The organism is Bradyrhizobium sp. MI1.10, assembly GCF_055811035.1.
This window is the reverse complement of the sequence record NZ_JBVVPN010000022.1, coordinates 35559-57328: the sequence shown is the minus strand read 5'-3', so window position 1 is coordinate 57328 and position 21770 is coordinate 35559. Positions and strand designations below refer to the sequence as shown.

General features: G+C 60.2%; 18 protein-coding genes. 14 read left to right on the top strand and 4 right to left on the bottom strand.

The window, feature by feature from the left end; genetic code table 11:
• Nucleotides 1-35: 35 nt before the first annotated feature.
• The 3 genes from AC0L3K_RS23115 to AC0L3K_RS23105 all read left to right on the top strand — a co-directional run bounded on the left by AC0L3K_RS23115 (nt 36) and on the right by AC0L3K_RS23105 (nt 3068).
• On the top strand, nt 36-959 hold the full coding sequence (locus tag AC0L3K_RS23115) for a 2-hydroxyacid dehydrogenase (protein WP_473366973.1): 924 nt from the start codon (nt 36-38) through the stop codon (nt 957-959).
• Between the two features lie 14 nt (nt 960-973).
• Nucleotides 974-1330 carry a cupin domain-containing protein gene (locus AC0L3K_RS23110; RefSeq protein WP_007601117.1) on the top strand — a complete coding sequence of 119 codons (357 nt, stop codon included), beginning with the start codon at nt 974-976 and terminating at the stop codon, nt 1328-1330.
• A gap of 280 nt (nt 1331-1610) precedes the next feature.
• On the top strand, nt 1611-3068 hold the full coding sequence (locus tag AC0L3K_RS23105) for an NAD-dependent succinate-semialdehyde dehydrogenase (protein WP_219684609.1): 1458 nt from the start codon (nt 1611-1613) through the stop codon (nt 3066-3068).
• Nucleotides 3069-3307: 239 nt separating this feature from the next.
• On the opposite strand, the gene AC0L3K_RS23100 is transcribed toward AC0L3K_RS23105, so the two are convergent.
• Complete coding sequence (locus AC0L3K_RS23100; RefSeq protein ID WP_007601119.1) at nt 3308-3997, bottom strand: haloacid dehalogenase type II; 690 nt, start codon at nt 3995-3997, stop codon at nt 3308-3310.
• Nucleotides 3998-4311: 314 nt separating this feature from the next.
• Here AC0L3K_RS23100 and AC0L3K_RS23095 point away from each other — a divergent pair, with 314 nt between their 5' ends.
• Nucleotides 4312-5685, top strand: coding sequence for an aminotransferase class III-fold pyridoxal phosphate-dependent enzyme (locus AC0L3K_RS23095; protein ID WP_473366972.1), 1374 nt, complete (start codon nt 4312-4314; stop codon nt 5683-5685).
• 95 nt (nt 5686-5780) lie between these two features.
• Here the strand turns inward: AC0L3K_RS23095 and AC0L3K_RS23090 are convergent, their stop codons facing one another.
• Both AC0L3K_RS23090 and AC0L3K_RS23085 read right to left on the bottom strand, forming a co-directional pair.
• Entirely contained in the window at nt 5781-6257 is a 477-nt protein-coding gene (locus tag AC0L3K_RS23090) for an Lrp/AsnC family transcriptional regulator (protein ID WP_018453188.1), read from the bottom strand.
• A gap of 115 nt (nt 6258-6372) precedes the next feature.
• Nucleotides 6373-7698: an NAD(P)/FAD-dependent oxidoreductase gene (locus tag AC0L3K_RS23085; RefSeq protein WP_007601123.1), complete on the bottom strand. Its 1326-nt coding sequence runs from the start codon at nt 7696-7698 to the stop codon at nt 6373-6375.
• 460 nt (nt 7699-8158) lie between these two features.
• Here AC0L3K_RS23085 and AC0L3K_RS23080 point away from each other — a divergent pair, with 460 nt between their 5' ends.
• The 10 genes from AC0L3K_RS23080 (at nt 8159) to AC0L3K_RS23035 (ending at nt 20749) form a co-directional block, all read left to right on the top strand.
• On the top strand, nt 8159-8347 hold the full coding sequence (locus tag AC0L3K_RS23080; protein ID WP_473366971.1) for a hypothetical protein: 189 nt from the start codon (nt 8159-8161) through the stop codon (nt 8345-8347).
• A 103-nt stretch (nt 8348-8450) separates the two neighbouring features.
• Complete coding sequence (locus tag AC0L3K_RS23075; protein WP_007601126.1) at nt 8451-10154, top strand: ABC transporter ATP-binding protein; 1704 nt, start codon at nt 8451-8453, stop codon at nt 10152-10154.
• Complete coding sequence (locus AC0L3K_RS23070; RefSeq protein ID WP_473366970.1) at nt 10151-11815, top strand: peptide ABC transporter substrate-binding protein; 1665 nt, start codon at nt 10151-10153, stop codon at nt 11813-11815. The genes AC0L3K_RS23075 and AC0L3K_RS23070 overlap by 4 nt, the downstream gene beginning before the upstream one ends.
• A 76-nt stretch (nt 11816-11891) precedes the next feature.
• Complete coding sequence (locus AC0L3K_RS23065) at nt 11892-12842, top strand: ABC transporter permease (RefSeq protein WP_473366969.1); 951 nt, start codon at nt 11892-11894, stop codon at nt 12840-12842.
• Nucleotides 12843-12878: 36 nt separating this feature from the next.
• Nucleotides 12879-13757 (top strand): ABC transporter permease, encoded by an 879-nt coding sequence (locus AC0L3K_RS23060; RefSeq protein WP_473366968.1) that lies wholly within the window; start codon nt 12879-12881, stop codon nt 13755-13757.
• A gap of 153 nt (nt 13758-13910) precedes the next feature.
• Nucleotides 13911-15221: an NAD(P)/FAD-dependent oxidoreductase gene (locus tag AC0L3K_RS23055; protein WP_473366967.1), complete on the top strand. Its 1311-nt coding sequence runs from the start codon at nt 13911-13913 to the stop codon at nt 15219-15221.
• 87 nt (nt 15222-15308) lie between these two features.
• Nucleotides 15309-16736, top strand: coding sequence for a threonine synthase (gene thrC, locus AC0L3K_RS23050; protein WP_473366966.1), 1428 nt, complete (start codon nt 15309-15311; stop codon nt 16734-16736).
• Nucleotides 16737-17130: 394 nt separating this feature from the next.
• Nucleotides 17131-18003 (top strand): GNAT family N-acetyltransferase, encoded by an 873-nt coding sequence (locus AC0L3K_RS23045; RefSeq protein WP_473366965.1) that lies wholly within the window; start codon nt 17131-17133, stop codon nt 18001-18003.
• Between the two features lie 11 nt (nt 18004-18014).
• Nucleotides 18015-19208, top strand: coding sequence for an alanine racemase (locus AC0L3K_RS23040; protein WP_473366964.1), 1194 nt, complete (start codon nt 18015-18017; stop codon nt 19206-19208).
• A gap of 83 nt (nt 19209-19291) precedes the next feature.
• Entirely contained in the window at nt 19292-20749 is a 1458-nt protein-coding gene (locus AC0L3K_RS23035) for an aldehyde dehydrogenase family protein (protein WP_473366963.1), read from the top strand.
• Between the two features lie 85 nt (nt 20750-20834).
• Here the strand turns inward: AC0L3K_RS23035 and AC0L3K_RS23030 are convergent, their stop codons facing one another.
• Nucleotides 20835-21683, bottom strand: a complete 849-nt coding sequence (locus AC0L3K_RS23030) for a LysR family transcriptional regulator (RefSeq protein WP_473366962.1) — start codon at nt 21681-21683, stop codon at nt 20835-20837.
• Nucleotides 21684-21770: the final 87 nt, after the last annotated feature.

The following is a 21770-nucleotide window of genomic DNA, read 5'->3' as shown; positions in this document are numbered from 1 at the left end:
TGAGCATCTCGCCGCGTGACACGAAGGGTCCCTCGATGGGGTTTCTTTTCAATTCCGATGCCGCTCGGGGCGCAATATTCCGCCAGATATTTGCGCGCGAGCTCCCCGATCTGGAATTCTACCAGGGGAGGAAAAGCATCGACCCGGAAAAGGTGCGGTATCTGCTGACCTGGAAAGTGCCGGACGACGTCTCGCGTTATCGCAATTTGGAGGTGCTCTTTTCCATCGGTGCCGGAGTCGACCAGTTCGTGCCCGAGATCATACCCGACCATGTGATGCTGGTGCGTATGGTCGAGGATGGCATCATACGCATGATGCAGGAATACGTCGTGCTCGGCGTGCTGGCGCTCCATCGCGAGATGCTCGCATATCGGGAGCAGCAGAGAAGGGGCAGGTGGCAAGATCTTGTCACCCCACAGGCGACCGAACGCCGCGTGGGTTTCCTGGGCGTTGGGATGCTGGCGCAAGCGGCAATCGATCGCCTCAAGCCCTTTGGATTTCCCCTTGCCGCATGGAGCCGCAGCAAAAATGTGGTCGAGGGCGTCACCTGCTTTCATGGCGACGATCAGCTGGGCAGTTTCCTGAGAGGAACGGATATTCTCGTCTGTCTTCTGCCCCTGACGGAGCAAACCCGCGGCCTCCTGAACTCAAAACTCTTCTCGTTTTTGCCGATGGGAGCGCGACTGCTGCATGTCGGCCGCGGCCCGCAGCTCGACCAGGCCGCACTCATCGAGGCGCTCGACGGCGGCCGCCTTGCAGCAGCTATGCTCGATGTCACCGACCCCGAGCCGCTGCCGGAAGGCCATGCGCTCTGGTCGCACCCGAAGGTGATGATAACTCCGCACATCGCATCCGTGACGCAACCGCATACGGCGGCACAATCCGTCGTAGAAAACATCCGGCGCCACCGCGCTGGAAAAAATCCGATCGGGCTTGTCGATCGAACACTCGGCTATTAACCAAGGATGATGTCATGTCCCTTCTGATTTCTATCGATCCCGATCCGGACTTCGCACCAAAGAACGCCTTGCCTGTTCCGGAACGGCTCATTTCGGGCAATCCATCCTTCAAGACCTGGGCGCAGGACGCCTCCAAAGCCGAGAAGGTGCTGACCGGCGTCTGGGAAGCAACGCCCGGCGAGACCCATTCCATTAAGGGCACCACTTACGAGTTCTGCCACATCATCTCGGGTCTCATCGAAATTGAGGAAAAGGGTGGTGAGACGAAGACTTACCGCGCCGGCGACAGCTTTGTGATGAAGCCGGGCTTTGTCGGCATCTGGCGCACGATCGAGACCGTGCGAAAGATCTACGTCTGCGCTTATGACTGAGCACAAAGCTCGAAGTGCGCTCCTAATATAGGCGCGCTGTCAGAATAATCGGCTTTTCGAGTCGCGTCTTATGCGATTCAACGCCGCCAGGCGCTTAATTCTCGATGAAAAATGCGGCGTTCGATCCTGTATTGCTCGGATGAGAAGATTCGATCTCACCGATGGCAAATCCAACAGCGTGCTTGTCGAACTCACGTCGAGCAGACTCGCTCGTGGACAAGGAACATGAGCCGATTACGCATCGCTGTGATGGCGGGGTTGGCCCCGAAGGGAAAAGAAGATGATCGCATTGAAGGACAAGGATCTGTTTCGCCAGCAGGCGTTGATCGGCGGCAACTGGCGGGATGCGAACGCGAAATCGACCGTTGATGTCATCGATCCTGCCAGCCAGAACGTCCTTGGCACTATCCCCGACATGGGGCGTGACGAGACTGCGGCTGCAATCAACGCTGCGGCTGATGCGTTCAAACGTTGGAAGAAGACTACTCACGCAGAACGCGCGGCACTTTTGGAGCGTTGGTATGAGCTCATGCGGCAGCATGAGCAGGATCTGGCGCTCTTGCTGACTTTGGAACAGGGCAAACCGCTTGCTGAATCGCTCGGAGAAATCCGCTATGGGGCATCCTTCGTAAAATGGTTTGCGGAAGAGGCTCGCCGGATCAACGGATCGACCATCCCGTCACCTACTGCCGATCGCCGCATTCTGGTGCTGAAAGAGCCGGTCGGCGTCTGCGGGATTATCACGCCCTGGAACTTTCCTAACGCCATGATCACGCGCAAGGTGGCACCTGCGCTTGCTGCGGGCTGCACCGTGGTCATCAAGCCATCTGAATTTACGCCGTTTTCGGCGCTCGCGATCGGCGTACTTGCGGAGCAGGCAGGGATCCCGGCGGGCGTCATTAATATAGTGACGGGCATGCCCGCGGAAATCGGCCAGGAATTGATGGCCAATGAAACTGTTCGCAAGATCTCGTTTACCGGGTCGACTCGCGTCGGCGCATTGCTGATGAAAGGCGCCGCCGACAACATCAAGAAGCTCAGCCTCGAGCTCGGCGGCAACGCGCCGTTCATCGTCTTTGATGATGCCGATCTCGACCGGGCCGTTGAGGGCGCGATTGCGTCGAAGTTTCGTAATGGCGGACAGACCTGCGTTTGCTGCAATCGCATTTTGGTACAATCAGGCATTTACGATGCCTTTGCAGAAAAGCTGGCCAGACGGGTTGCGAAAATGAAGGTCGGGGCCGGCACCGAAGAAGGCGTCGAAATCGGACCAATGATCAATGGCGCGGCGATAGAAAAGATCAAGCGGCACATCACAGACGCTCTGGACAAGGGCGCGAGGATCATCTCGCAGAGCGAATATATGCCGGAAGGTAGGCAATATGCCCGCCCCGTCGTGCTCGGTGAGGCAACGGCTGACATGCTCTTGGCCTCAGAAGAGACGTTCGGACCAGTCGCGCCGCTTTTCCGCTTCAAGACGGAGGACGAAGCGATCGCGATCGCGAACGGCACGCCCTTCGGTCTTGCCGCCTATTTCTATACGGAGAGCCTCAAGCGCTCATGGCGCGTTGCCGAGGCGCTGGAATTCGGCATGGTAGGCCTGAACACCGGCCTGATCTCGACCGAGGTCGCGCCTTTCGGCGGCGTAAAACAATCGGGGCTGGGGCGCGAAGGATCCCAGCTCGGGATAGATGAATATCTCGAGATCAAAACGCTTCATGTCGGCGGATTGGAATAAGGAGACGATTCCTGGTTTCAGGAGAGGAATCGAAGGGTTCTTCGATTTTGCGGCGGACCGCGTCCGCGCGATAAACAGCATGATGCCTCAACAGCGAAGTAACACAATTCTGTCGGATGAGTAGTTCAAACACAGAAAAAGGGGGCGGTTGAACCGCCCCCTTTATTCATCACGCAACAGTCTCTACTGAAATTTTCGAAGGTCTACGTGCCGCGAAAGAGCCCGAAAAGGATACGCCTTCACGCGCTTCTTCGAAGGGGCTCCAAGCCGACTGCGGCGGCGAGCCCGCCGATGTCCGCGACCTCAGTGTATTCATAGAAGGGGTTCGCGGGCTCGTGACCGCGGTTCACCCACACCTTGCTCTTGATGCCCAGGTCGTAGGCCGTCATCAGGTCGTACCGGAAGGACGAGGAGACGTGGGTAATATCTTCCGGGCCGCAGCCCAGCTTGTCGAGCATGTACTCGAAGCCCTTCATGTGCGGCTTGTAGGCGCCGGTCTCCTCGGCCGTGATGATCATGTGGAAGGGCGCGCCGAGCTTTTCGACGTTCGACATGATGAGGTTCTTCATGGAGTTCGACAGGATCACCAGCGGTAACTCCGTGGCGACTTTGGCCAGACCGGCCGGGACGTCGGGATGTGGACCCCATGTGTGGATCTCTTCATTGATGCGCTGGGCATCCTCCGGCCGAAATACGACACCGTTGCGCTTGCACGCGCGCTCCACCGAGTTGTGCACGACCTCGAAGTATGACTTCCACGCGCCAAGAACCTCGTCCAGGCGATAGGCAGCGAAATCCTTGATGAAACTTGCCATCGTCGTGGCAGAAAGCCGGGAGCCGTAGACTCGCCTTGCCGCACCGGCCATGTCGAAATTCGTCAGCGTGCCATAGCAATCGAAAGTGATATATTTCGGTCGGAACTTGGTCATGACGTGGAATCCTCCAATCTTCTCGGCACCGCGCGCCGGTACGACAAGCATCATAAGGAGCATCTCGTAAGATAAAGCGCCGCTTTCGCTGAAGCCGGAAGCAGATTGTGTCGTACCGGATCGAAGCTTTGGCAGAGAGTTGCGCCAAGCAACCGCTCGCGTTGAGCAGCACCGTCATGCGCCGGGCCTGCTCCGGCATAAGCTGCGGCATCGATCACCAACGAAAGTCAAAACTCCTCCGATCCGGGCGCGGCTTGGGAGGAACTGCCGTCCTGGATATCCTAATCTGCCTTCGGGTTGATATGGAGGACGACATGTTGAGCAATTCGCTGATCGAGCTGGATCGTGCGCATCTGGTTCACCCGGTCTCATCCTATCGCACTCACGAGGCCTTGGGTGTGCGGGTGTTAAGATCGGCGAAGGGCGCGACGCTGACCGACGTCTCGGGCCATCAATTGCTCGACGGCTTCGCCGGCCTGTGGTGTGTCAATGCCGGGTACGGACAAGACAGCATCGTTGAAGCTGCCACGAGGCAGTTGCGCGAGCTGCCTTACGCGACAGGCTATTTCGGGTTGGGCTCGGAGCCGGCCATCCGTCTCGCCGCCAGGCTCGCTGAATTGGCGCCGGGCGATCTGAACCATGTCTATTTCACGCTAGGCGGCTCCGATGCCGTCGACAGCACGATCCGATTTATTCGGTACTATTATCATGCCAAGGGTACGCCGCAGAAGGATCAGTTCATTTCCGTCGAGCATGGCTACCATGGATCGTCGACGGCAGGAGCCGGCTTGACCGCGATCCCCGCCTTTCATGCGGGCTTTGGGGTACCGTATAGCTGGCAGCACAAAATTCCGTCGCACTATGCCTATCGTAATCCTGTCGGTTCCCATCCTCAGGCTATCATTGCTGCGTCGGTCGCGGCCCTGCGAGCCAAGATCGCCGAACTTGGCGCAGATCGCATTGCGGCTTTTTACGTCGAGCCAATTCAGGGATCAGGGGGCGTCCTCGTGCCACCGCCGTCTTGGTTGAAAGCCATGCACGCTGTTTGCAAGGAGAACGATATTTTGTTCGTAGCCGATGAGGTCATAACTGGCTTTGGTCGTGTCGGCCCATTTTTCGCATGCGAAGAAGACGACGTCGTGCCGGATTTCATGACCACCGCAAAGGGTCTGACGTCGGGCTATGTGCCGATGGGAGCCGTTTTCATGTCCGACCGCGTCTACAATACGATTGCGGACGGAGCCGGCAGGACGGCGGTCGGCCACGGCTACACCTATTCCGCACATCCCGTCAGTGCAGCGGTCGGACTCGCGTGCCTGGATCTTTACGAAAGCGGCTTGTTGGCAAACGGCCGGAAGGCCGGGCACCGCCTGATGGAGGGCCTTCGCGCGCTTGCAGATCATCCACTTGTCGGCGATGTCCGTGGTCGCGGCATGCTGGCCGCAATCGAGCTCGTCACGGACAAGGAGCGCAAGACGCCCCTGCCGGCGGAAGCCGACGCGGCGCGCCGCATCTTCGACCGCGCATGGGACAACGGTCTCGTCATCCGCGCCTTTGCCCAGGGCGTGCTGGGTTTTGCGCCCCCGCTCTGCTGCACGGATGGGGACATCGACGGCATCATCGAACGAACTCGCATGACGCTCGACCAAACCCTCGAAGACAGCGACGTCCGCGCGGCGATGAAATGATGATCACTGCGCCTGTCATTCCGAGGCCAGCAAAAGCCTGAGCCGTAGCGCGACGCGACGATCTGTCCATGCCCCCCGAGGTGGAGGATTGTTCTTCAGCTATTGAATATGCTTTCGAGAGGCAGATGGGATTTCACGATCGGGGACTTCAGCACGACAAAACTGAAGTATTTGTCGATTCCGATATCCATCTCGACGAGACGTTCCATCAGCGCCTGATATTCGCTGATTCCCGCTGTGATAAACTTCACGAGGTAGTCATATCCGCCCGAAACCAGATGGCATTCGACGACTGAATCTATCTTTTCGATAGTCGTGAGAAAGCGCGCGAAATCGATCTGGCGATGATTTTTGAGCGTGATCTCGGCGAACACAGTCAGAGTTTGTCCGAGCTTGGAGACGTCGATCTGGGCGGAATAGCCGGTGATGAAGCCCTCCGTCTGGAGTCTCTTGACGCGCATCAGGCAGGGGCTCGGGGAAAGGTTTATAAGCTCTGCGAGCTCGACGTTGGAAGTCCGCCCGTTCTTCTGCAGTTCGCATAAAATCCTGATGTCGATCTTATCGAGCTTCATAAGCAATGCCATGAGATGGGAGCCATAGCGGCGTCAAGGCTTTGAGGCTTCAGCGTCATACGCACTGTCATAGCACCAACCAGCTTCCTTTCCCACCGGGCGGAGAGATTGCTTTTCAGAACTCGGCGACCTTGCCCCAGGCACCCGTTTTCAGCCGCTCCGGCCTGTATGGACGCGGGTCGACGATCGGCGCAGTACCCGTAATGATGTCGGCGATTAGGTGCCCCGCGCCGGGGCCAATCCCGAAACCGTGGCCGCTGAACCCTGCCGCAAGGATAAAGCCTGGAATCGCCCCCACCTCACCGATTGCGGGAACGCCATCCGGTGTGCTGTCAATATAACCGGCCCAGACATTGGAGATTGCGACGCGACGGAGTTCAGGCAGCAATTCGCAAGCTCGTTGATGTGTCAGCCGAATCTGCCGCATGTCGGGACGGGGACTAAGTGTCCGGTTCAGCTCCATCGGGGTCGTCTCATCGAGCGCCCACTTCGCCAAGGATTCATGACCTTGGCGCATGCCCTCGAATGCTCCAGGGGCGAGACTGCGCCAGCGTCGCGCGAACATAGGCACGAATTCGCGAGCGAACCTGAATTGCTGCGGCGTTGGATCGACGCGCGCACGCCCGCCGATCGCCGCAGTGTATCCGCCGTTGCTACGTCGCGTAAGCGACACGAGTGCGGTGTGCAGGGCATCAGGCAGGCCGGCTGCGCCAGGAGCCACGGCAAGAATGGACTGGCGCACGGACGCCTGCGGGAAGCGAATGCCGAGCTGGTTGCAGAACGAAGAGGCCCAGGCCCCTCCTGCCATGACCACCGTGTTGGTCCGGATTGTGCCTGTTTCGGTCACTACGCCGCTCACCCGGCCGGCACGGAGCTCTATGCCGCGAGCGGCGCAGTGCTGGTGCACCGTGCCGCCAGCCGTCATGATCGCACGCGCGACCACGGGCACAGCCTTCGAAGGGTCTGCCGTTCCGTCGGTTGGAGAGAATACGCCGCCTTTCCATTTGCGGCCCGTCGCTTTGCCTCTCTCGCTCGCTTCGTTCGTGCTCAACATCTGTGTCGTAACGCCGACCGTCTTTGCAAAATCGCGCCACTTCGCCCAGCCGGTCAGCTCATTTTCGTCATTCGACAGATAGAGAAGCCCGCAGCGGCGGAACCCCGTGTCTTCCCCGGTCTCCTGTGCTACTGTCTCCCAAAGATCGAGACTCTTGGTGGCAATCGGTAGCTCGCGCGCGTCGCGATTCTGTTGACGACACCATCCCCAATTGCGACTGGACTGCTCGGCGGCGACACGCCCCTTTTCGAGCAAGGCGACCTTAACGCCGCGGCGGGCGAGATAGTACGCCGTGAACACGCCCACCACGCCGCCGCCAATGACGACGACGTCAGCCTCTTGAGGCAGAGACGGGCTTGATTCAATATGGATGAGCGGCGCACTCATGAAGCGAGGACTCCCGGCGTTTGACCTATCGTAGCTGAGCATTCGCGGCAGGTGCTCTGCGGGAATTTGTGATTAGACGGAATATTCTGCGGTTTGCCGACTTCTGTTCAAGCTATTATTGTGAGAACACGTCGCTGGCGCCCACCTCATTCGCCAAAGCACCAGGGCATCAAGCTTTGAGCGCGTGCGGTCGTGCCGTGCACAACGATAGTGCGCTTGTGCGTAAAAGACAGGCCGCCTGAGAGTTCTCTCGTCGCGGCGGCAATCTCAATCTAGTCCGGTTCGGTAATTGATCTCCGACGTTTGGCGGCGCAGACTGAAATGCCAGATGGCACTTCGTTTTCAGAACTTCCTGCTGCCCATACGGCGCGTTTCGGCGACTCTGGGGTGATTGAAGCAGTCAAACTCGCGAATGCCGGGTCAATGTCGATCAATGGCAGAAGTTCTAAAGGGAAGCTGGATGAGCCTTGTCCAGGAACAGACCTCCACAAGAGCAATCAAGCTGGATGGGACTGTTAGCTCCAAGAACTTCGATTCAGTGATCGAGTTGGCCGCTCGTCCGATGTTTTGGCTTGAGCGACAGCTTTCTCCTGTTGAGCACCAAGCTTTGAATCATGTCGCACTCTCCGAACAGGGAATGGCAAAATGAGCGGCGAATTTTCGACCTGTCCGATCGTCGCGGCGGCAACAATGGCCGAAGAGCCAATCCGCAGCAGAATGACCCAACGCCGTTGAAACGGGAGACTGTTCAAATGGCCTCTGCCTCTCAGGCTGTAGCTTCGGAAGATGTGGCACTCTCGGTGCGCGACCTGACCGTGAGCTTGCCGGCCGGGATGGAGCGGGCTCACGCCGTCGAGAACGTCTCCTTTGATCTGAAGCGCGGTCAGATACTGTGCATCATTGGAGAGTCCGGATCGGGCAAGTCGGTCACAGCCAATGCGATCATGGGGCTTCTGCCCAAGGCGATACGTGTTACCTCGGGTTCGATCGACCTGAATGGGACCAACATCGTAGCCATTTCGCCCGATAAGCTCCGCAACCTTCGCGGCCGCGTCGTCTCGATGATCTTTCAAGATCCGCTCTCAGCGCTCAATCCGCTGATGACCGTGGGCGCGCAGATCGAGGAAGTGATGGCAGCGCACGACGTTGGGACCGCGAAATCCCGTCGCAGCCGCGCCATAGACTTGTTGGTTGAAGTCGGTCTTCCCGATCCGCAACTCATGTATCACCAGTATCCATTCCGGCTTTCGGGCGGGCAACGGCAGCGGGTGATGATCGCCATGGCCCTGGCTCTTGAGCCCGCGATCCTGATTGCGGACGAGCCGACGACCGCACTCGACGTGACGACGCAGGCGCAGATCCTCAAACTGATCCGCGACATTCAGCGCCGCAAGGGAATGAGCGTGATGTTCATCACCCATGACTTTGGAGTCGTGGCGGAGATTGCCGATTCCGTTGTGGTGATGGAGAAGGGCCATTGCGTCGAGCAAGGCAGTGCCGAGCAAGTGCTCAAGTCGCCCAGTCACCTCTATACGCGCCGCCTGATCGCGGCCGTGCCGCACCTGACCGGCAAGGACCGCAATCCGTTGGAAGCCGCCGACAGGGCGTCAATCCTGAAGGTCGAGTGTCTGGTCAAGACCTATCGCAGCGGCAGTGCGCTTTTCCGCACGCAGCGCATCGTGACTGCGGTCAATGGTGTCTCGTTCGATCTCACGCAGGGCCGCACGCTAGGCGTTGTCGGAGAAAGCGGTTCGGGCAAATCGTCGCTCGGCCGGCTGCTGATCAAGCTCATGGAGAGCGACGGTGGCTCGATTCTGTTCGAAGGCCGCGACGTCGCCGGGCTTACCGAGGCCGAGTTTCGGCCGCTGCGGCCAAAAATCCAGATGATCTTCCAGGATCCTTTTGCGTCGCTCAACCCGCGCTCGACGGTCGGGCAAATTCTCACAGTAGGGCCGGTCGCGCACGGCGTGCCGCACAGAGAGGCTGGTGAGCGGGCGCGTGAGCTTCTGTCCCATGTGGGCCTGGATTCAGGCGCCTTTGAACGCTATCCGCACGAATTCTCCGGCGGGCAGCGCCAGCGCGTCGGCATCGCCCGGGCGCTGATGTTCAAACCAAAATTGCTGATCGCCGACGAAGCCGTCTCCGCGCTTGACGTGTCAATCCAGGCCCAGATCCTGAAGCTGCTGGACCAGATTCAGCGGGAGACTGGCGTCTCGATGATCTTCATCACGCATGATCTGCGCGTCGCCAGCCAGATCTGCGATGAAATTGCGGTTATGCATCGAGGACAGATCATCGAACGCGGACCGCCGTCGCAGATCTTCCTGGACCCGAAATCCGCCTACACGCGCGAGCTCGTCGCTGCCATCCCCGGCGAGCAGCCAAGGGGCGCTCGCGCGCTCGCGGGAGTCAATGAACACCGGCGGGACACAGCCAAGAACGAGGAGAGGTCATGACGGAAGCTTATTTTGACTCGAGCTATTCACGGCGCAATGCACTTCGATTGATGGTGGCCGGTGCTGCCGGCCTCGCTGCACCAGGCCTGTTGGGTACGCCCGCCTTCGCTCAGAAGGCCTCCGCCAAACCGAGCGGTCGCATCGTCGTCGGACTTGGACAAGAGCCGACCGTCTTCAATCCGCTAATGGCGCACATTGAAGTCGATGATGGTGTGCATTTCTCGGTTTTCGACGCGCTCTTCCGGATCGACCCAAAGGGTGAGATTCAGCCCAATCTTGCCACCGAAGTGCCAAACCAGAAGAACGGCGGCATTTCGGAGGACGGTCTCAAATGGCGCATCCGTCTGCGTGACGGTGTGCGCTGGCACGACGGCAAACCCTTCACGGCCGAGGATGTGAAATTCACCCTCGAACTGATCACCAATCCGAACTTCCGGAGTTGGCGCACAGCCGGCCATGCCGTCGTGCGCGACATCACGGTGATCTCGCCCACGGAGATCTCTTGGCGAATGGAACAGGTTTTTGCGCCTTATCTGTCGTTCCTGACCGAAACCTTCATCGTGCCCAAGCACATTCTGGAGAAGGAGCCCAATCCAAATAACGCCGCCTTCAACCAGGCGCCGGTCGGCACCGGTGCATTCAAATGGAGCAAGCGGGTCGCAGGCGATCATCTTGAGCTCGTGGCTAACCCCGATTATTTCGGAGAAGGCCCACACATCGAGAAGCTGATCTTCAAATACATTCCCGACCTCACCGTCCTCTACACCCAGTTCAAGAGCGGCGACGTAGACCTGATGGGGCAGCCGTACATCACAGCTGATCATTACGAGGAAGCCAAGGCGCTGGCGAACCGAGTGGTGACACTGGTCCCAAAGGCTTCATTCGAGTCCTTTTACCTGAATCTGGAGCGCCCACAGTTCAGGGAACTTGCAGTCCGTGAAGCGCTCTACGCAGCCATCGACAAGGAATCGATCATCCAGGGGCTCTATTACGGCGTGCCGACTCCGACGGAGACCTTCATGCCGAGGCAGTCCACCTACTATAATCCCAACCTTCCGGCACACGCATATAATCTGGACCGCGCGCGCCAGATCCTGGACCAAGCCGGCTGGGTACCCGGGCGGGATGGCGTTCGTGCCAAAAGCGGCGTCCGTCTGTCCTTTGCCAGCTCGACCACGTCAGGCGATCCGCTTCGCGAGCAGGTGCAGCAGTTCTTGCAGCAGACATTTGCTCAGTTGGGCGTCGAGATGAAGATATCGAACTTGCCCGCCGCGGTGATGTGGGGCGAGTTCTGGCAGCAATCGCAATTCGATTCCGTGATCGTCGGCAGCACGTATCTGATCGGCGCCGACCCGGACGTGACCAATCGCTTGCACTCGCGTGCGATTGCGGCGAAGGGCGGGCGCGGTTCGAATAATGCGCAGTATTCAAATCCGGAGGTCGACGCCCTGCTCGACCAAGGCGCTCGCAGCTTCGATCCGGACGCGCGGCGCTCGATCTACCGTCGGGTACAAGAGCTCGTTCGTCGCGACCTGCCCTTCCTGCCGCTGTACCAAACCAATTCGGTCCAGGGTAACAAGAAGGGCATTTCTGGCGTCGTGCCGAACGTCAACACGCGCACCGAATCCTGGAACGCGCTGGCTTGGTCTTGGGCGAGTTGACGTATCGCCGCCCGAGGCCCGGATAGGCGCAGGGCGGCGACCGACTAGGCGCTGTCAAGCTAACATGGAGACTCGAATGCCCGGGTTCCTGCTTAATCGTTTTTCGCAGAGCATCGTGCTGTTGGTGATCGTCTCGATCATCGGCTTCACGGTGCTCAACTTCATGCCGGGCGGTCCTCTCGCGCAGTTCGGGCTGGATCCCGGCATGACCCAGAAGGACATTGAGCGACTGGCAGAGCAGCTCGGGCTGAACCGGCCGCTGTGGATTCAGTATTTTGATTGGGCGTGGCGGCTGCTTCAAGGCGACTGGGGACACTCTTTCCGCGACGGCACGCCGGTGCTGGCGGTGATTGGGCGCCACCTCTTCGCGACGTTGCTGCTCATGGGCACCTCCACGGCACTGGCCATCGCCATTGGTTCCTGGATCGGGATCCGCGGTGCCACCCACCGCTATTCCCTGTTCGACTATTGCGCGACGATCGGCGCCATGGTCGCGCTGTCGGTCCCGACCTTCTGGTTCGGTCTCGTCGGCATCTATATCTTTACGTTGAAGCTCGGTTGGGTGCCTGCAGGGAACATGTACACGATCGGCGACGGATCGGTGCTGGATTACTTGCATCACCTGATCTTGCCAAGCTTGGTGCTGTCTCTGGTCCATGTCGCGGTCTGGAGCCGCTACATGCGCACGGCGACTCTCGATGCGCTGAGCCAGGATTTCGTCAAGACGGCTCGCGCCAAGGGCCTGAGTGAGCGCCGCATCCTGCTGAAGCATGTCGTCGGCAACGCGCTGTTGCCGATGATCACGCTGGCTGGGGTGCAGTTGCCGAGCATTCTGACCGGCGCGTTGGTCACTGAGACCATCTTTACCTGGCCGGGAATGGGGCGGCTGTTTCTCGACAGCCTCGGCTACAGTGATTATCCGATGGTCATGGGGCTGTTGATATTCTCAGCCATCCTTGTCGTGCTTGGCAATCTCGTCGCAGACATCCTTGTCGCACTCGTCGATCCGCGCATTCGTCTCAGCTGAAGACGCAGGCTCGTGCCGTCAACAGGAGTCCCAATTATGACTGACATCGCCGCCCACCTCCCTCCAATTCGCTGGTGGCACAGCCGCGGGGTGCGCCGCTTCATGCGCCACCACCTGGCGCTGCTCGGATTCGCGATGATCGCCCTGCTCGTGTTGGCGTGCGTCTTGGGCCCCTATGCCTTGCCTTACGACTCGCTCCACATTGATATGCGCGCCCGTTTTGCTCCTCCGTTGAGTGGTCATCATTATTTCGGCACTGACCCGTTGGGGCGAGACTTGGCTGTGCGGCTGTTGATGGCTGGGCGCGTCTCACTGCTGGTGGGATTCTCCGCGATGTTGTTGTCAACGCTGATCGGAACGCTCGTTGGCGTGACCGCAGGCTATCGCGGCGGCTGGATCGGAGCGGCGCTGATGCGCACGGTGGATGGCTTTCTTTCCTTCCCCTCGATTTTCCTCGTGCTGGCGTTGGCGGCGACGCTCCGGCCCAGTCCGACGATGATCACTGTCATCATCGCTGTCACGAGCTGGATGGAGGTTGCCAGGATCGTCGAAGCCGAGGTCCGTTCGCTGCGCGAGCGCGAGTTTGTCCAGGCCGCGCGCATGGTCGGTCTGAGCGGCAGGCATATCATGCTTCGCGAAATTCTGCCCAATGCCACCGGTCCGATCATTGTGGCCGCAAGCCTCACCGTCGCCCGTGCGATTCTTCTGGAGGCCTATATCAGTTTCCTCGGTTACGGCATCCAACCACCGCTGCCCAGCTGGGGCAATCTGCTCAACGGCGCCCAGCAATATCTGGCCAGCGCTCCCTGGCTTGCCATCATTCCAGGCGCGGCGATTACGATCGCAGTGACCAGCTTCAACTTCATCGGCGACGGGTTGCGCGATGCGCTTGACGTTAGAGATGACCACATTTGACGGCTTGAGCCCAGGTGGCAGGCAGCGGACAGCGTTGAAGGCTATCCGGCAGAACCTCCTGATAGCGTAGACGTCGCAAGCACCGCGTTGGCTGATCAGAATCCGTCTTGTCAGTAATCCAAGGCCACCTTTAACACCCGAGAAGTCAGCGACATGCACGAGCCCAGAGCCGCAGAGAAGGACACGCCCTATTGGTGGGAAGCCGCACCACTTAGGTCGCTGCCTCAACAGACTCTTCCCAAGAAACTTGACGTACTGATCGTGGGCGCTGGCTATGCCTCTCTTTCGGCCGGGCTGGTGCTGGCGCGCGAGGGACGCTCGGTTGCGGCCTTTGACGCGATGACTCCGGGCGAGGGCGCCTCGACGCGCAACGGTGGAATAACCAGCGCAAGCATACGGCCGGATTACGCGGCGATCTCCCGACGCTTCGGCGAAGACAAGGCGTTGGCAATCGAGGCCGAAGGCAAGATCGCCCGCGAATTCCTTTACGATTTCATCAAGACTGAAGGGCTCGCCTGTGATTTCCGACTGGTCGGGCAGTTCAAGGGCGCGTTCGGATATGAGCAGTACGACACGATGGCGCGTAGCGCGGAAGTATTAGCGAAGAGGCTGCGGATCGAGTCTCACGCCGTACCCTATGCCGAGCAGCGCAGTTACATCGGCACCGATGTCTACCGGGGTGGAACAGTCCGGATGGATATCGGTGGGCTACAACCGGCGAAGTTTCACGCTGAACTGCTTCGCGTGGCGCTCGCTTCGGGCGTCGCGGTTCATGCGGACACGCCCGTCATCTCAATTGAGAGGGACGGCTCCGGATTCCGCATCGTGACCTCGGCCGGTTCGGTGCAGGCGCGTCGGGTTCTGGTTTGCACGAATGGCTATACTGATAGCGCCGTTCCCTTCCTGCGCCGCAGGCTGGTCCCGGTTCGCAGCCGGATCATTGCAACCGAGGAGCTCGCACCTGACGTCATGGCGCGGCTGATGCCCAAACGCATGATGATGACCGAGAACCGCCAGATCGGGTTCTATTACCGCCCATCGCCCGACGGCAAACGTATCCTGTTAGGGGGGCGCGACAGCTCTCGTGTCGGTAACCCGGTGGCTCCAAAGCTCCTGCTGCGCAAGGGGCTGGTGAACCTTTTCCCCGAACTCGAGAATGTTCGCCTTTCGCACAGCTGGTTCGGCAATGTGGCGATGAATCGCGACATGCTCCCGCGCATCTTCGAAGAGGACGGTGTGGTTTATGCCACTGGCTTCTGCGGTTCAGGCGTCGTCTGGGCGCCTTGGATCGGGATGCACGCGGCCCACAAGCTGATGGGAAACCACGAACGGGCGCGCACCGCCTTTGACTTCCGTCCGCCGGACTCCATCCCGCTCTATCGTGGCGATCCCTGGTTCATGCCCGCCATGATCTGGGGATATCGGATGCAGGATCATTTCGCGCTGTGGCGCGACCGCCGCTGACGGCTGGAAGCTCCATCGGGCATTCTCAAAGGTACAACCCGGGTCATGGAGCTGGCGGCACTGCCGCCTCTCGAAAGAAGAGCATCGATGCACTACGTATCCACGCGCGGACATTCAGGTCGCAGACAGTTCTGCGAGACATTGCTTGAAGGCCTCGCCGAGGACGGCGGGCTGTACGTACCTGAGACCTACCCGCGTGTGGACGCCGCTACATTGGATGCATGGCGTTCCTTGTCCTATCCCAGCCTCGCCTTCGAGGTCCTGTCGCTCTACGTCAGCGATATTCCGCCCGCTGACCTGAAGGCAATCTGCGAAAAGACCTACACGCCCGAGATATTTGGAGCCTCGAGCATCGTTTTGCTTCGAAAGCTGGAGACGCGGCTTTACCTCCAGGAATTGTCGAACGGTCCTACGCTGGCGTTCAAGGACATGGCCATGCAGTTGCTCGGCAATCTGCTCGAGTACGAACTGGCACGCCGGCACGACGAATTGAACATTCTTGGGGCCACCAGTGGCGACACCGGGAGCGCTGCGGAATACGCAATGCGCGGCAAGAAGGGGGTGCGGATCTTCATGATGTCGCCCCTCGGACGGATGAGCTCCTTTCAGCAAGCTCAGATGTTCAGCCTGCAGGACGCCAACATCCACAACATCGCCATAGATGGCGTGTTCGACGATTGCCAAGACATCGTCAAATGTGTGTCCAGCGATCTGGAATTCAAACGACAATATAAGATAGGTGCAGTGAATTCGATCAACTGGGCCCGACTGGTCGCGCAGGTCGTCTATTACTTCTCCGGCTATTTTCAAGTCTCCGAAGGGAGGTCAGCAGGCGTTGACTTTTCCGTGCCTTCAGGAAACTTCGGAAACATCTGCGCTGGTCATGTTGCGCGCATGATGGGACTTCCAATATCCCGTCTCGTCCTTGCGACCAACGAAAACGACGTGCTCGACGAGTTTTTCCGCACCGGCGTTTATCGCGCCAGAAGCCGAGCTGACACGCTTGAAACATCGAGCCCTTCCATGGATATTTCCAAGGCGTCAAATCTCGAGCGGTTCATCTTCGATTTACTCGGTCGCAACGCCAGTCGGACGAAATCGCTGTTTGAGAACCAACTTCGGAAATGCGGTTCGTTCGACCTCAGCGGTGATCCCAGCTTCGTAACGGCGGCGGCGCGTTTTGGATTCCGCAGCGGCAGGAGCACCCATGCCGATCGACTGGCGACGATCCGTGACACGTGGGACCGCTACAACACAATGATCGATCCTCACACTGCGGATGGTGTGACGGTCGGGCGCATGCATGCGAACCCCGAGACGCCGATGCTTGTGCTCGAAACTGCACAGCCAATCAAATTCGCTTCGACGATCAAGGAAGCGTTAGGCCGGCAGCCAGATCGTCCGCAACGGTTCGATGGACTAGAAGGGCTGCCGAGGCGAGTCAAAGTCCTTCCCCCGGATGGACGGGCCGTGAAGAACTACATCGCCGACGTCGTGCAGGGTGCGACGTGCTGAAGGGTCGGTTTCGGATCGAGGAGTGTTTCAGCCTCGGCCATATCTACGGAGTTGTCATGCGACGAGGTTCGCAACGCAAAAGCGACCGCGACGTTGCAAGCACGCCTGAGGATGGCGACCGGTGTCAGCGGACGCGAGTAAAGTTGCGGTCGGCCCTCACGGGTTCGGCGGGTCTTGGCGCGAAGCTGACCTTGGCGCACGAGCCGCTGACAGCAGATTGTCTCTTCTACCGTATCATCAATGCAATACCCTGCCGAACTTTGCGTCAGTCTGATCGCGTAATGCTGTCGGAGCCAAGGTACGCTGCAATTCGTGTGAACATCGTCAGACGGACCTCGCCGTGTCAGGCACTGACGATTAGTCCGGTAACCCAAGCGAGAGACGTCGACGCATCATGGCAACCGCAGCTACCCAGGCCGGAGATCGCGCGAACGAAGACGTGGCCCTGATCCCTTTCGCGAGAGCGCACCTGAAAGGTGCGCTGAAGCTCTCGCAGGAGATGTCTTGGCCGTATCTGCTCAAGGATTGGGAATTTGCGCTGCAGCTTGGCCGCGGTTTCGTGGTGACGAGTGCGGGTGCTGTGGTAGGGACCGCGCTGTGGTGGCCTTACGGCGACACCCATGCTTCCGCCGGAATGATCATCGTCTCGAAAGCCGTTCAGGGACGGGGTTACGGGGCCCGGCTGATGGACGCGCTGCTCGCGGCGGCACGACCACGGATCATCACGCTGAATTCGACGGCAGAGGGCCTTGCGCTTTACGCACGCCGCGGCTTCGCGAGCATCGGCATGCTGCACCAGCATCATGGCGTTCCTCGCCAGCGCCGCGACACGCCGCCGCTCTCAAACGTCAGATTGATGGTTCCATCGGACTTCGGGGCGATCGTGGAACTCGATCACGAGGCCTCCGGCTGGACGAGGCGCGAGATGCTGAACCGGCTGATCGAGGTCGGCGACGGCTACGTCCTCTTGCGTGACGGCACGCCCCGCGGCTACGCCATTTCCCGTCTCTTCGGCCGCGGGCATGTCATCGGCCCTGTGGTTGCCGAGAGCCCGACTGATGCGCGCGCATTGATCGAGGCCGCGCTCGCGCCCCTCGGGAGTGTCTTCGTCCGGATCGACACCTCTGCCTCCTCGCAGCTCGGGGACTGGCTCGAAAGCATCGGGCTGCAGCAGGTCAGCGACGCCACCACCATGGTCCTGGGGGCGCAGACGCCATCGACCGGGCCAGCGCGCAGGTTCGCGGTCGCCAACCAGTCGTTCGGCTAGGAGACCTTGAGATGCAACGCTGGGATATGCGCGGGATCGATGTCCACAACGCCGCGCCATGCGAAATAGCCGCGACGGTCGGCGCGTTGGCGACGCCGGCCCTCCTGCTCGACAAAGACCGGCTGGATCGCAATCTCGCCCGTCTGTCCTCTCGTATGGCCGCGGCTGGCGTCGTGCAGCGCCCCCATATGAAAACCGCGAAATCCATTGAGGTCGCCCGGCGCGCCTATCCCTCCGGGCCCGGGCCGATCACCGTCTCCACCTTGGCGGAGGCTGAGTACTTCGCGCAGTACGGTTTCCGTGACGTGACATATGCCGTCGGCGTGGCACCGCACACCGCTGAAAGGGCGATCCGTCTCCGCAAAGCCGGCGTTGACCTTAAGGTGCTGCTCGATTCCCCTGAACAGGCGGCGATGTTGGGCACGGCCGCGCACGCCGCCGGCGTGACGCCCTCCGCCTTCATCGAGATCGACTGCGACGGCCATCGCGGGGGGCTGACCGCCACCGATCCCAAACTCATCGCCGTCGCGGCGGCCCTGGCCGAGGCCGGCGTCACGCTCGCCGGCATTCTCACCCATGCCGGCGAATCCTACAGCCTTTACACGTCCGATGCTCTCGTCGCGGCAGCAGAGAACGAAAGGGCCGTGGCCGTGGCGGCCGCGGAGACATTGCGGGCGGCGGGGCATGAATGCCCGGTCGTGAGTGTCGGTTCGACGCCGACCGCCCATTTCGCCGATGACCTGACCGGTGTCACGGAGATGCGGGCCGGCGTCTACATGTTCTTCGATCTGGTGATGCACGGCGTCGGTGTCTGCACGACCGACGACATCGCGATCTCGGTTCTCGCCACCGTGATCGGCACGAAGCCGGAGAAGGGATGGATTTTGGTCGATGCGGGCTGGATGGCACTGTCACGCGATCGGGGCACCGCGGCGCAGCGGGTCGACCAAGGTTACGGTCTCGTCTGCGATCTGTCCGGCCAACTCTATCCGAACCTGATCGTCGCGCAGGCGAGCCAGGAGCACGGCATCCTCGCCATCAGGCCCGGATCGGCTGCAGCCCTCCCGCATATCCCGATCGGGGCGAAGGTCAGGATTCTGCCCAACCATGCCTGCGCGATGGCGTCACAGCACGAACTTTACAATGTCATCTCGGCAGGAAGTGACGCAATCGAAGCTCAGTGGCCGCGGATGCGCGGCTGGTAGACCTGAAACAGAATCGGGCGGCCATTTGCGCATGCCCAGCTTCCGCTGGTCGGCGCCTATTACCGGATCAAGGATCGCTTCCAATGACCTCGGCCGTTCGACACCTGACGGAAGCCGGCTTCCTCGGCAAATTCTACATCGACGGAGAATGGCGCAAGCCCAGCGGATCGGCGATGGCGGTCGTCGTCAACCCGGCGGCCGAGCAGCCAATCGCCGAAGTCGCGCTCGGAAACGACGAGGACGTGGAATACGCGGTCGCCGCGGCCAGACGAGCCTTCGCGGGCTGGTCTTGCAAGCCGGCTCCGGAGCGTGCAGCGCTGCTCGACCGGATCCATGGTTTGCTCCTGGAGCGGCTCGAGCTGTTCGCGCAGGCGATCACGAGCGAGATGGGGGCCGCTATCACCTATGCGCGCCGCGCCCAGGTGCCGCTGGCCGCCGAACATATCCGCGTCGCGCGTGACAATCTCGCGACCTATTCTTTCATCAGCCCGCGCGGCAGCACCGCCCTCATGCGCGAGGCGATCGGCGTCTGTGGTCTCATCACCCCTTGGAATTGGCCTCTCTACCAGATCACAGCCAAGGTCGGTCCGGCGCTCGCGGCGGGCTGCACGGTGGTGTTGAAGCCAAGCGAATTGTCGCCCCTGAGCGCCTTGATGTTCGCCGAGGTGATCGACGATGCCGGTTGTCCGCCCGGCGTATTCAACCTCGTCAATGGGACCGGTCCCGTCGTGGGCACCGGTCTGGCGTCGCATCCGCAGGTCGACATGGTCTCGATCACCGGCTCGAGCCGTGCCGGAGTTCTCGTTGCGCAGGCGGCTGCGCCCACCGTCAAGCGGGTTGCCCAGGAACTCGGTGGCAAGTCGCCAAATATCATTCTGCCGGATGCCGAGCTGAGCCGGGCCGTTCCACTCGGCGTCGGCGCCGCTTTCCGCAATCTCGGCCAATCCTGCAGCGCGCCGACGCGCATGCTTGTGTCCCGCTCGCAGATGGCGGAGGTTGAGGCTCTCGCCGCGGCGGCTGCTTCCGAAATAGTGGTCGGCGATCCGCTTTCGGAATGCACGACCCATGGTCCGATCGCCAACCGGCCGCAGTTCGAGCGCGTCCAGACTATGATCGACGTCGGCCTGGAGGAACGCGCCAAGCTTGTCATTGGCGGGCCGGGGCGGCCCGACGACCTTCAGATCGGCCTCTATGCGCGGCCGACGATCTTCTCGAACGTCCGTCGCGACATGAGGATAGCTCAGGAGGAGATCTTCGGCCCGGTGTTGTCTATCATTCCATACGATTCGGTTGACGAGGCGATCGAGATCGCCAACGACACGGTCTACGGCCTCGGCGCGCATGTGCAGGGCACTGATATGGACACCGCGAGGAAAGTGGCTGGGCAGATCCAGTCCGGTCAGGTCCATCTCAACTATCCCGACTGGGATCCGAACGCACCTTTTGGCGGATACAAGCGTTCCGGGAACGGCAGGGAATACGGCTGCGAAGGCCTGGAAGAATATCTCGAGACCAAAGCCGTTCTCGGATTTTATCAATGAAACGCTACCTCTAGGCGAGCTGTTCAAAACTAAGATGCTGCATGCAAGGTAGCGCCGAGCCATTGAGGAGCGCGAAGTTAAATCATTAGATCAGATTGCACTGTTCCTGCAGCCATGAAGCAAGATAGTTCGCTTTCCCAGACAGTTCAGTTTCTCCCGCCCAGATAAGGCCATAGTGGCTTTCGTCAGGATCGAAACCGGCAGGTGCGATGAGCCGCCCTCTATCTACGTCGTCCGTTGCAAGGACCCGCGGGCTGAGGGCAACGCCCAATCCGGCCAATGCTGCTTCAACGATGAGGAAGTGGTGATCGTAGAAGCGTATCTCCGTGGGGCGCCGCACCGACGGGTGGGTGGAAAGCCACCGCGACCAAGCGTCCGCCCGAGTCTTCGAACCTAGGGCGATGTAGTTTCCTGAGGCAAACACCGGCGCGAGCTGAGGGCTCATGACCGGTCCTACCCTTTCAGGAAAAAGGCGCCGGACGTGCCACGCCTCTGGGAGCGCAAAGTCGAGCCGACGTATAGCAAGATCGACCCGATCGCGGCGAAACTCGACGGGGCCGCCGGCGACTGAGAGATGTAGAGCGATGTTAGGATGGACGGCCTGAAAGTTTGCAAGCCGTGGAATAAGCCAGCGCATAGCGACTGAAGGCTCGCATGAGAGAACGAGGGAATTCTGCTGTGCGTTGGCAGCACGCAAGCTCTCAACGGTTGTCGCCAGCTCGGTGAAGAAACGGCCGAGGGTGAGGTTGAGCACTTCCCCAGAAGCCGTGAGGCGCAAGCCACGTCCGCTTTTTTCAAAGAGTTTGAAGCCAAGGTCTTCCGAGAGTTTGGTGATACGGCGGCTCACAGCCCCATGGGTCAAGGCAAGGCTGTTCGCGGCAAGCCGAACCGACCCCAGCCGCGCAGTGGTCTCGAACGCACGTAAGTCGTCCAACGAAGGTATTTCTGATCGCCTCATTGGTGACCTGATATCACTGATGTAGCGCAAAAACTATCGCTTTTCATGCTGGATTAGCTTGGC

Bases quoted from the DNA above. Each gene is read 5' to 3' on its own strand.
- AC0L3K_RS23105 (WP_219684609.1), top strand. From the start codon at position 1,611: ATGATCGCATTGAAGGACAAGGATCTGTTTCGCCAGCAGGCGTTGATC.
- AC0L3K_RS23115 (WP_473366973.1), top strand. From the start codon at position 36: ATGGGGTTTCTTTTCAATTCCGATGCCGCTCGGGGCGCAATATTCCGC.
- AC0L3K_RS23055 (WP_473366967.1), top strand. From the start codon at position 13,911: ATGCACGAGCCCAGAGCCGCAGAGAAGGACACGCCCTATTGGTGGGAA.
- AC0L3K_RS23035 (WP_473366963.1), top strand. From the start codon at position 19,292: ATGACCTCGGCCGTTCGACACCTGACGGAAGCCGGCTTCCTCGGCAAA.
- AC0L3K_RS23060 (WP_473366968.1), top strand. From the start codon at position 12,879: ATGACTGACATCGCCGCCCACCTCCCTCCAATTCGCTGGTGGCACAGC.
- AC0L3K_RS23070 (WP_473366970.1), top strand. From the start codon at position 10,151: ATGACGGAAGCTTATTTTGACTCGAGCTATTCACGGCGCAATGCACTT.
- AC0L3K_RS23110 (WP_007601117.1), top strand. From the start codon at position 974: ATGTCCCTTCTGATTTCTATCGATCCCGATCCGGACTTCGCACCAAAG.
- AC0L3K_RS23040 (WP_473366964.1), top strand. From the start codon at position 18,015: ATGCAACGCTGGGATATGCGCGGGATCGATGTCCACAACGCCGCGCCA.
- AC0L3K_RS23100 (WP_007601119.1), bottom strand. From the start codon at position 3,997: ATGACCAAGTTCCGACCGAAATATATCACTTTCGATTGCTATGGCACG.
- AC0L3K_RS23045 (WP_473366965.1), top strand. From the start codon at position 17,131: ATGGCAACCGCAGCTACCCAGGCCGGAGATCGCGCGAACGAAGACGTG.
- AC0L3K_RS23075 (WP_007601126.1), top strand. From the start codon at position 8,451: ATGGCCTCTGCCTCTCAGGCTGTAGCTTCGGAAGATGTGGCACTCTCG.
- AC0L3K_RS23065 (WP_473366969.1), top strand. From the start codon at position 11,892: ATGCCCGGGTTCCTGCTTAATCGTTTTTCGCAGAGCATCGTGCTGTTG.
- AC0L3K_RS23090 (WP_018453188.1), bottom strand. From the start codon at position 6,257: ATGAAGCTCGATAAGATCGACATCAGGATTTTATGCGAACTGCAGAAG.
- AC0L3K_RS23080 (WP_473366971.1), top strand. From the start codon at position 8,159: ATGAGCCTTGTCCAGGAACAGACCTCCACAAGAGCAATCAAGCTGGAT.
- AC0L3K_RS23095 (WP_473366972.1), top strand. From the start codon at position 4,312: ATGTTGAGCAATTCGCTGATCGAGCTGGATCGTGCGCATCTGGTTCAC.
- AC0L3K_RS23085 (WP_007601123.1), bottom strand. From the start codon at position 7,698: ATGAGTGCGCCGCTCATCCATATTGAATCAAGCCCGTCTCTGCCTCAA.
- thrC (WP_473366966.1), top strand. From the start codon at position 15,309: ATGCACTACGTATCCACGCGCGGACATTCAGGTCGCAGACAGTTCTGC.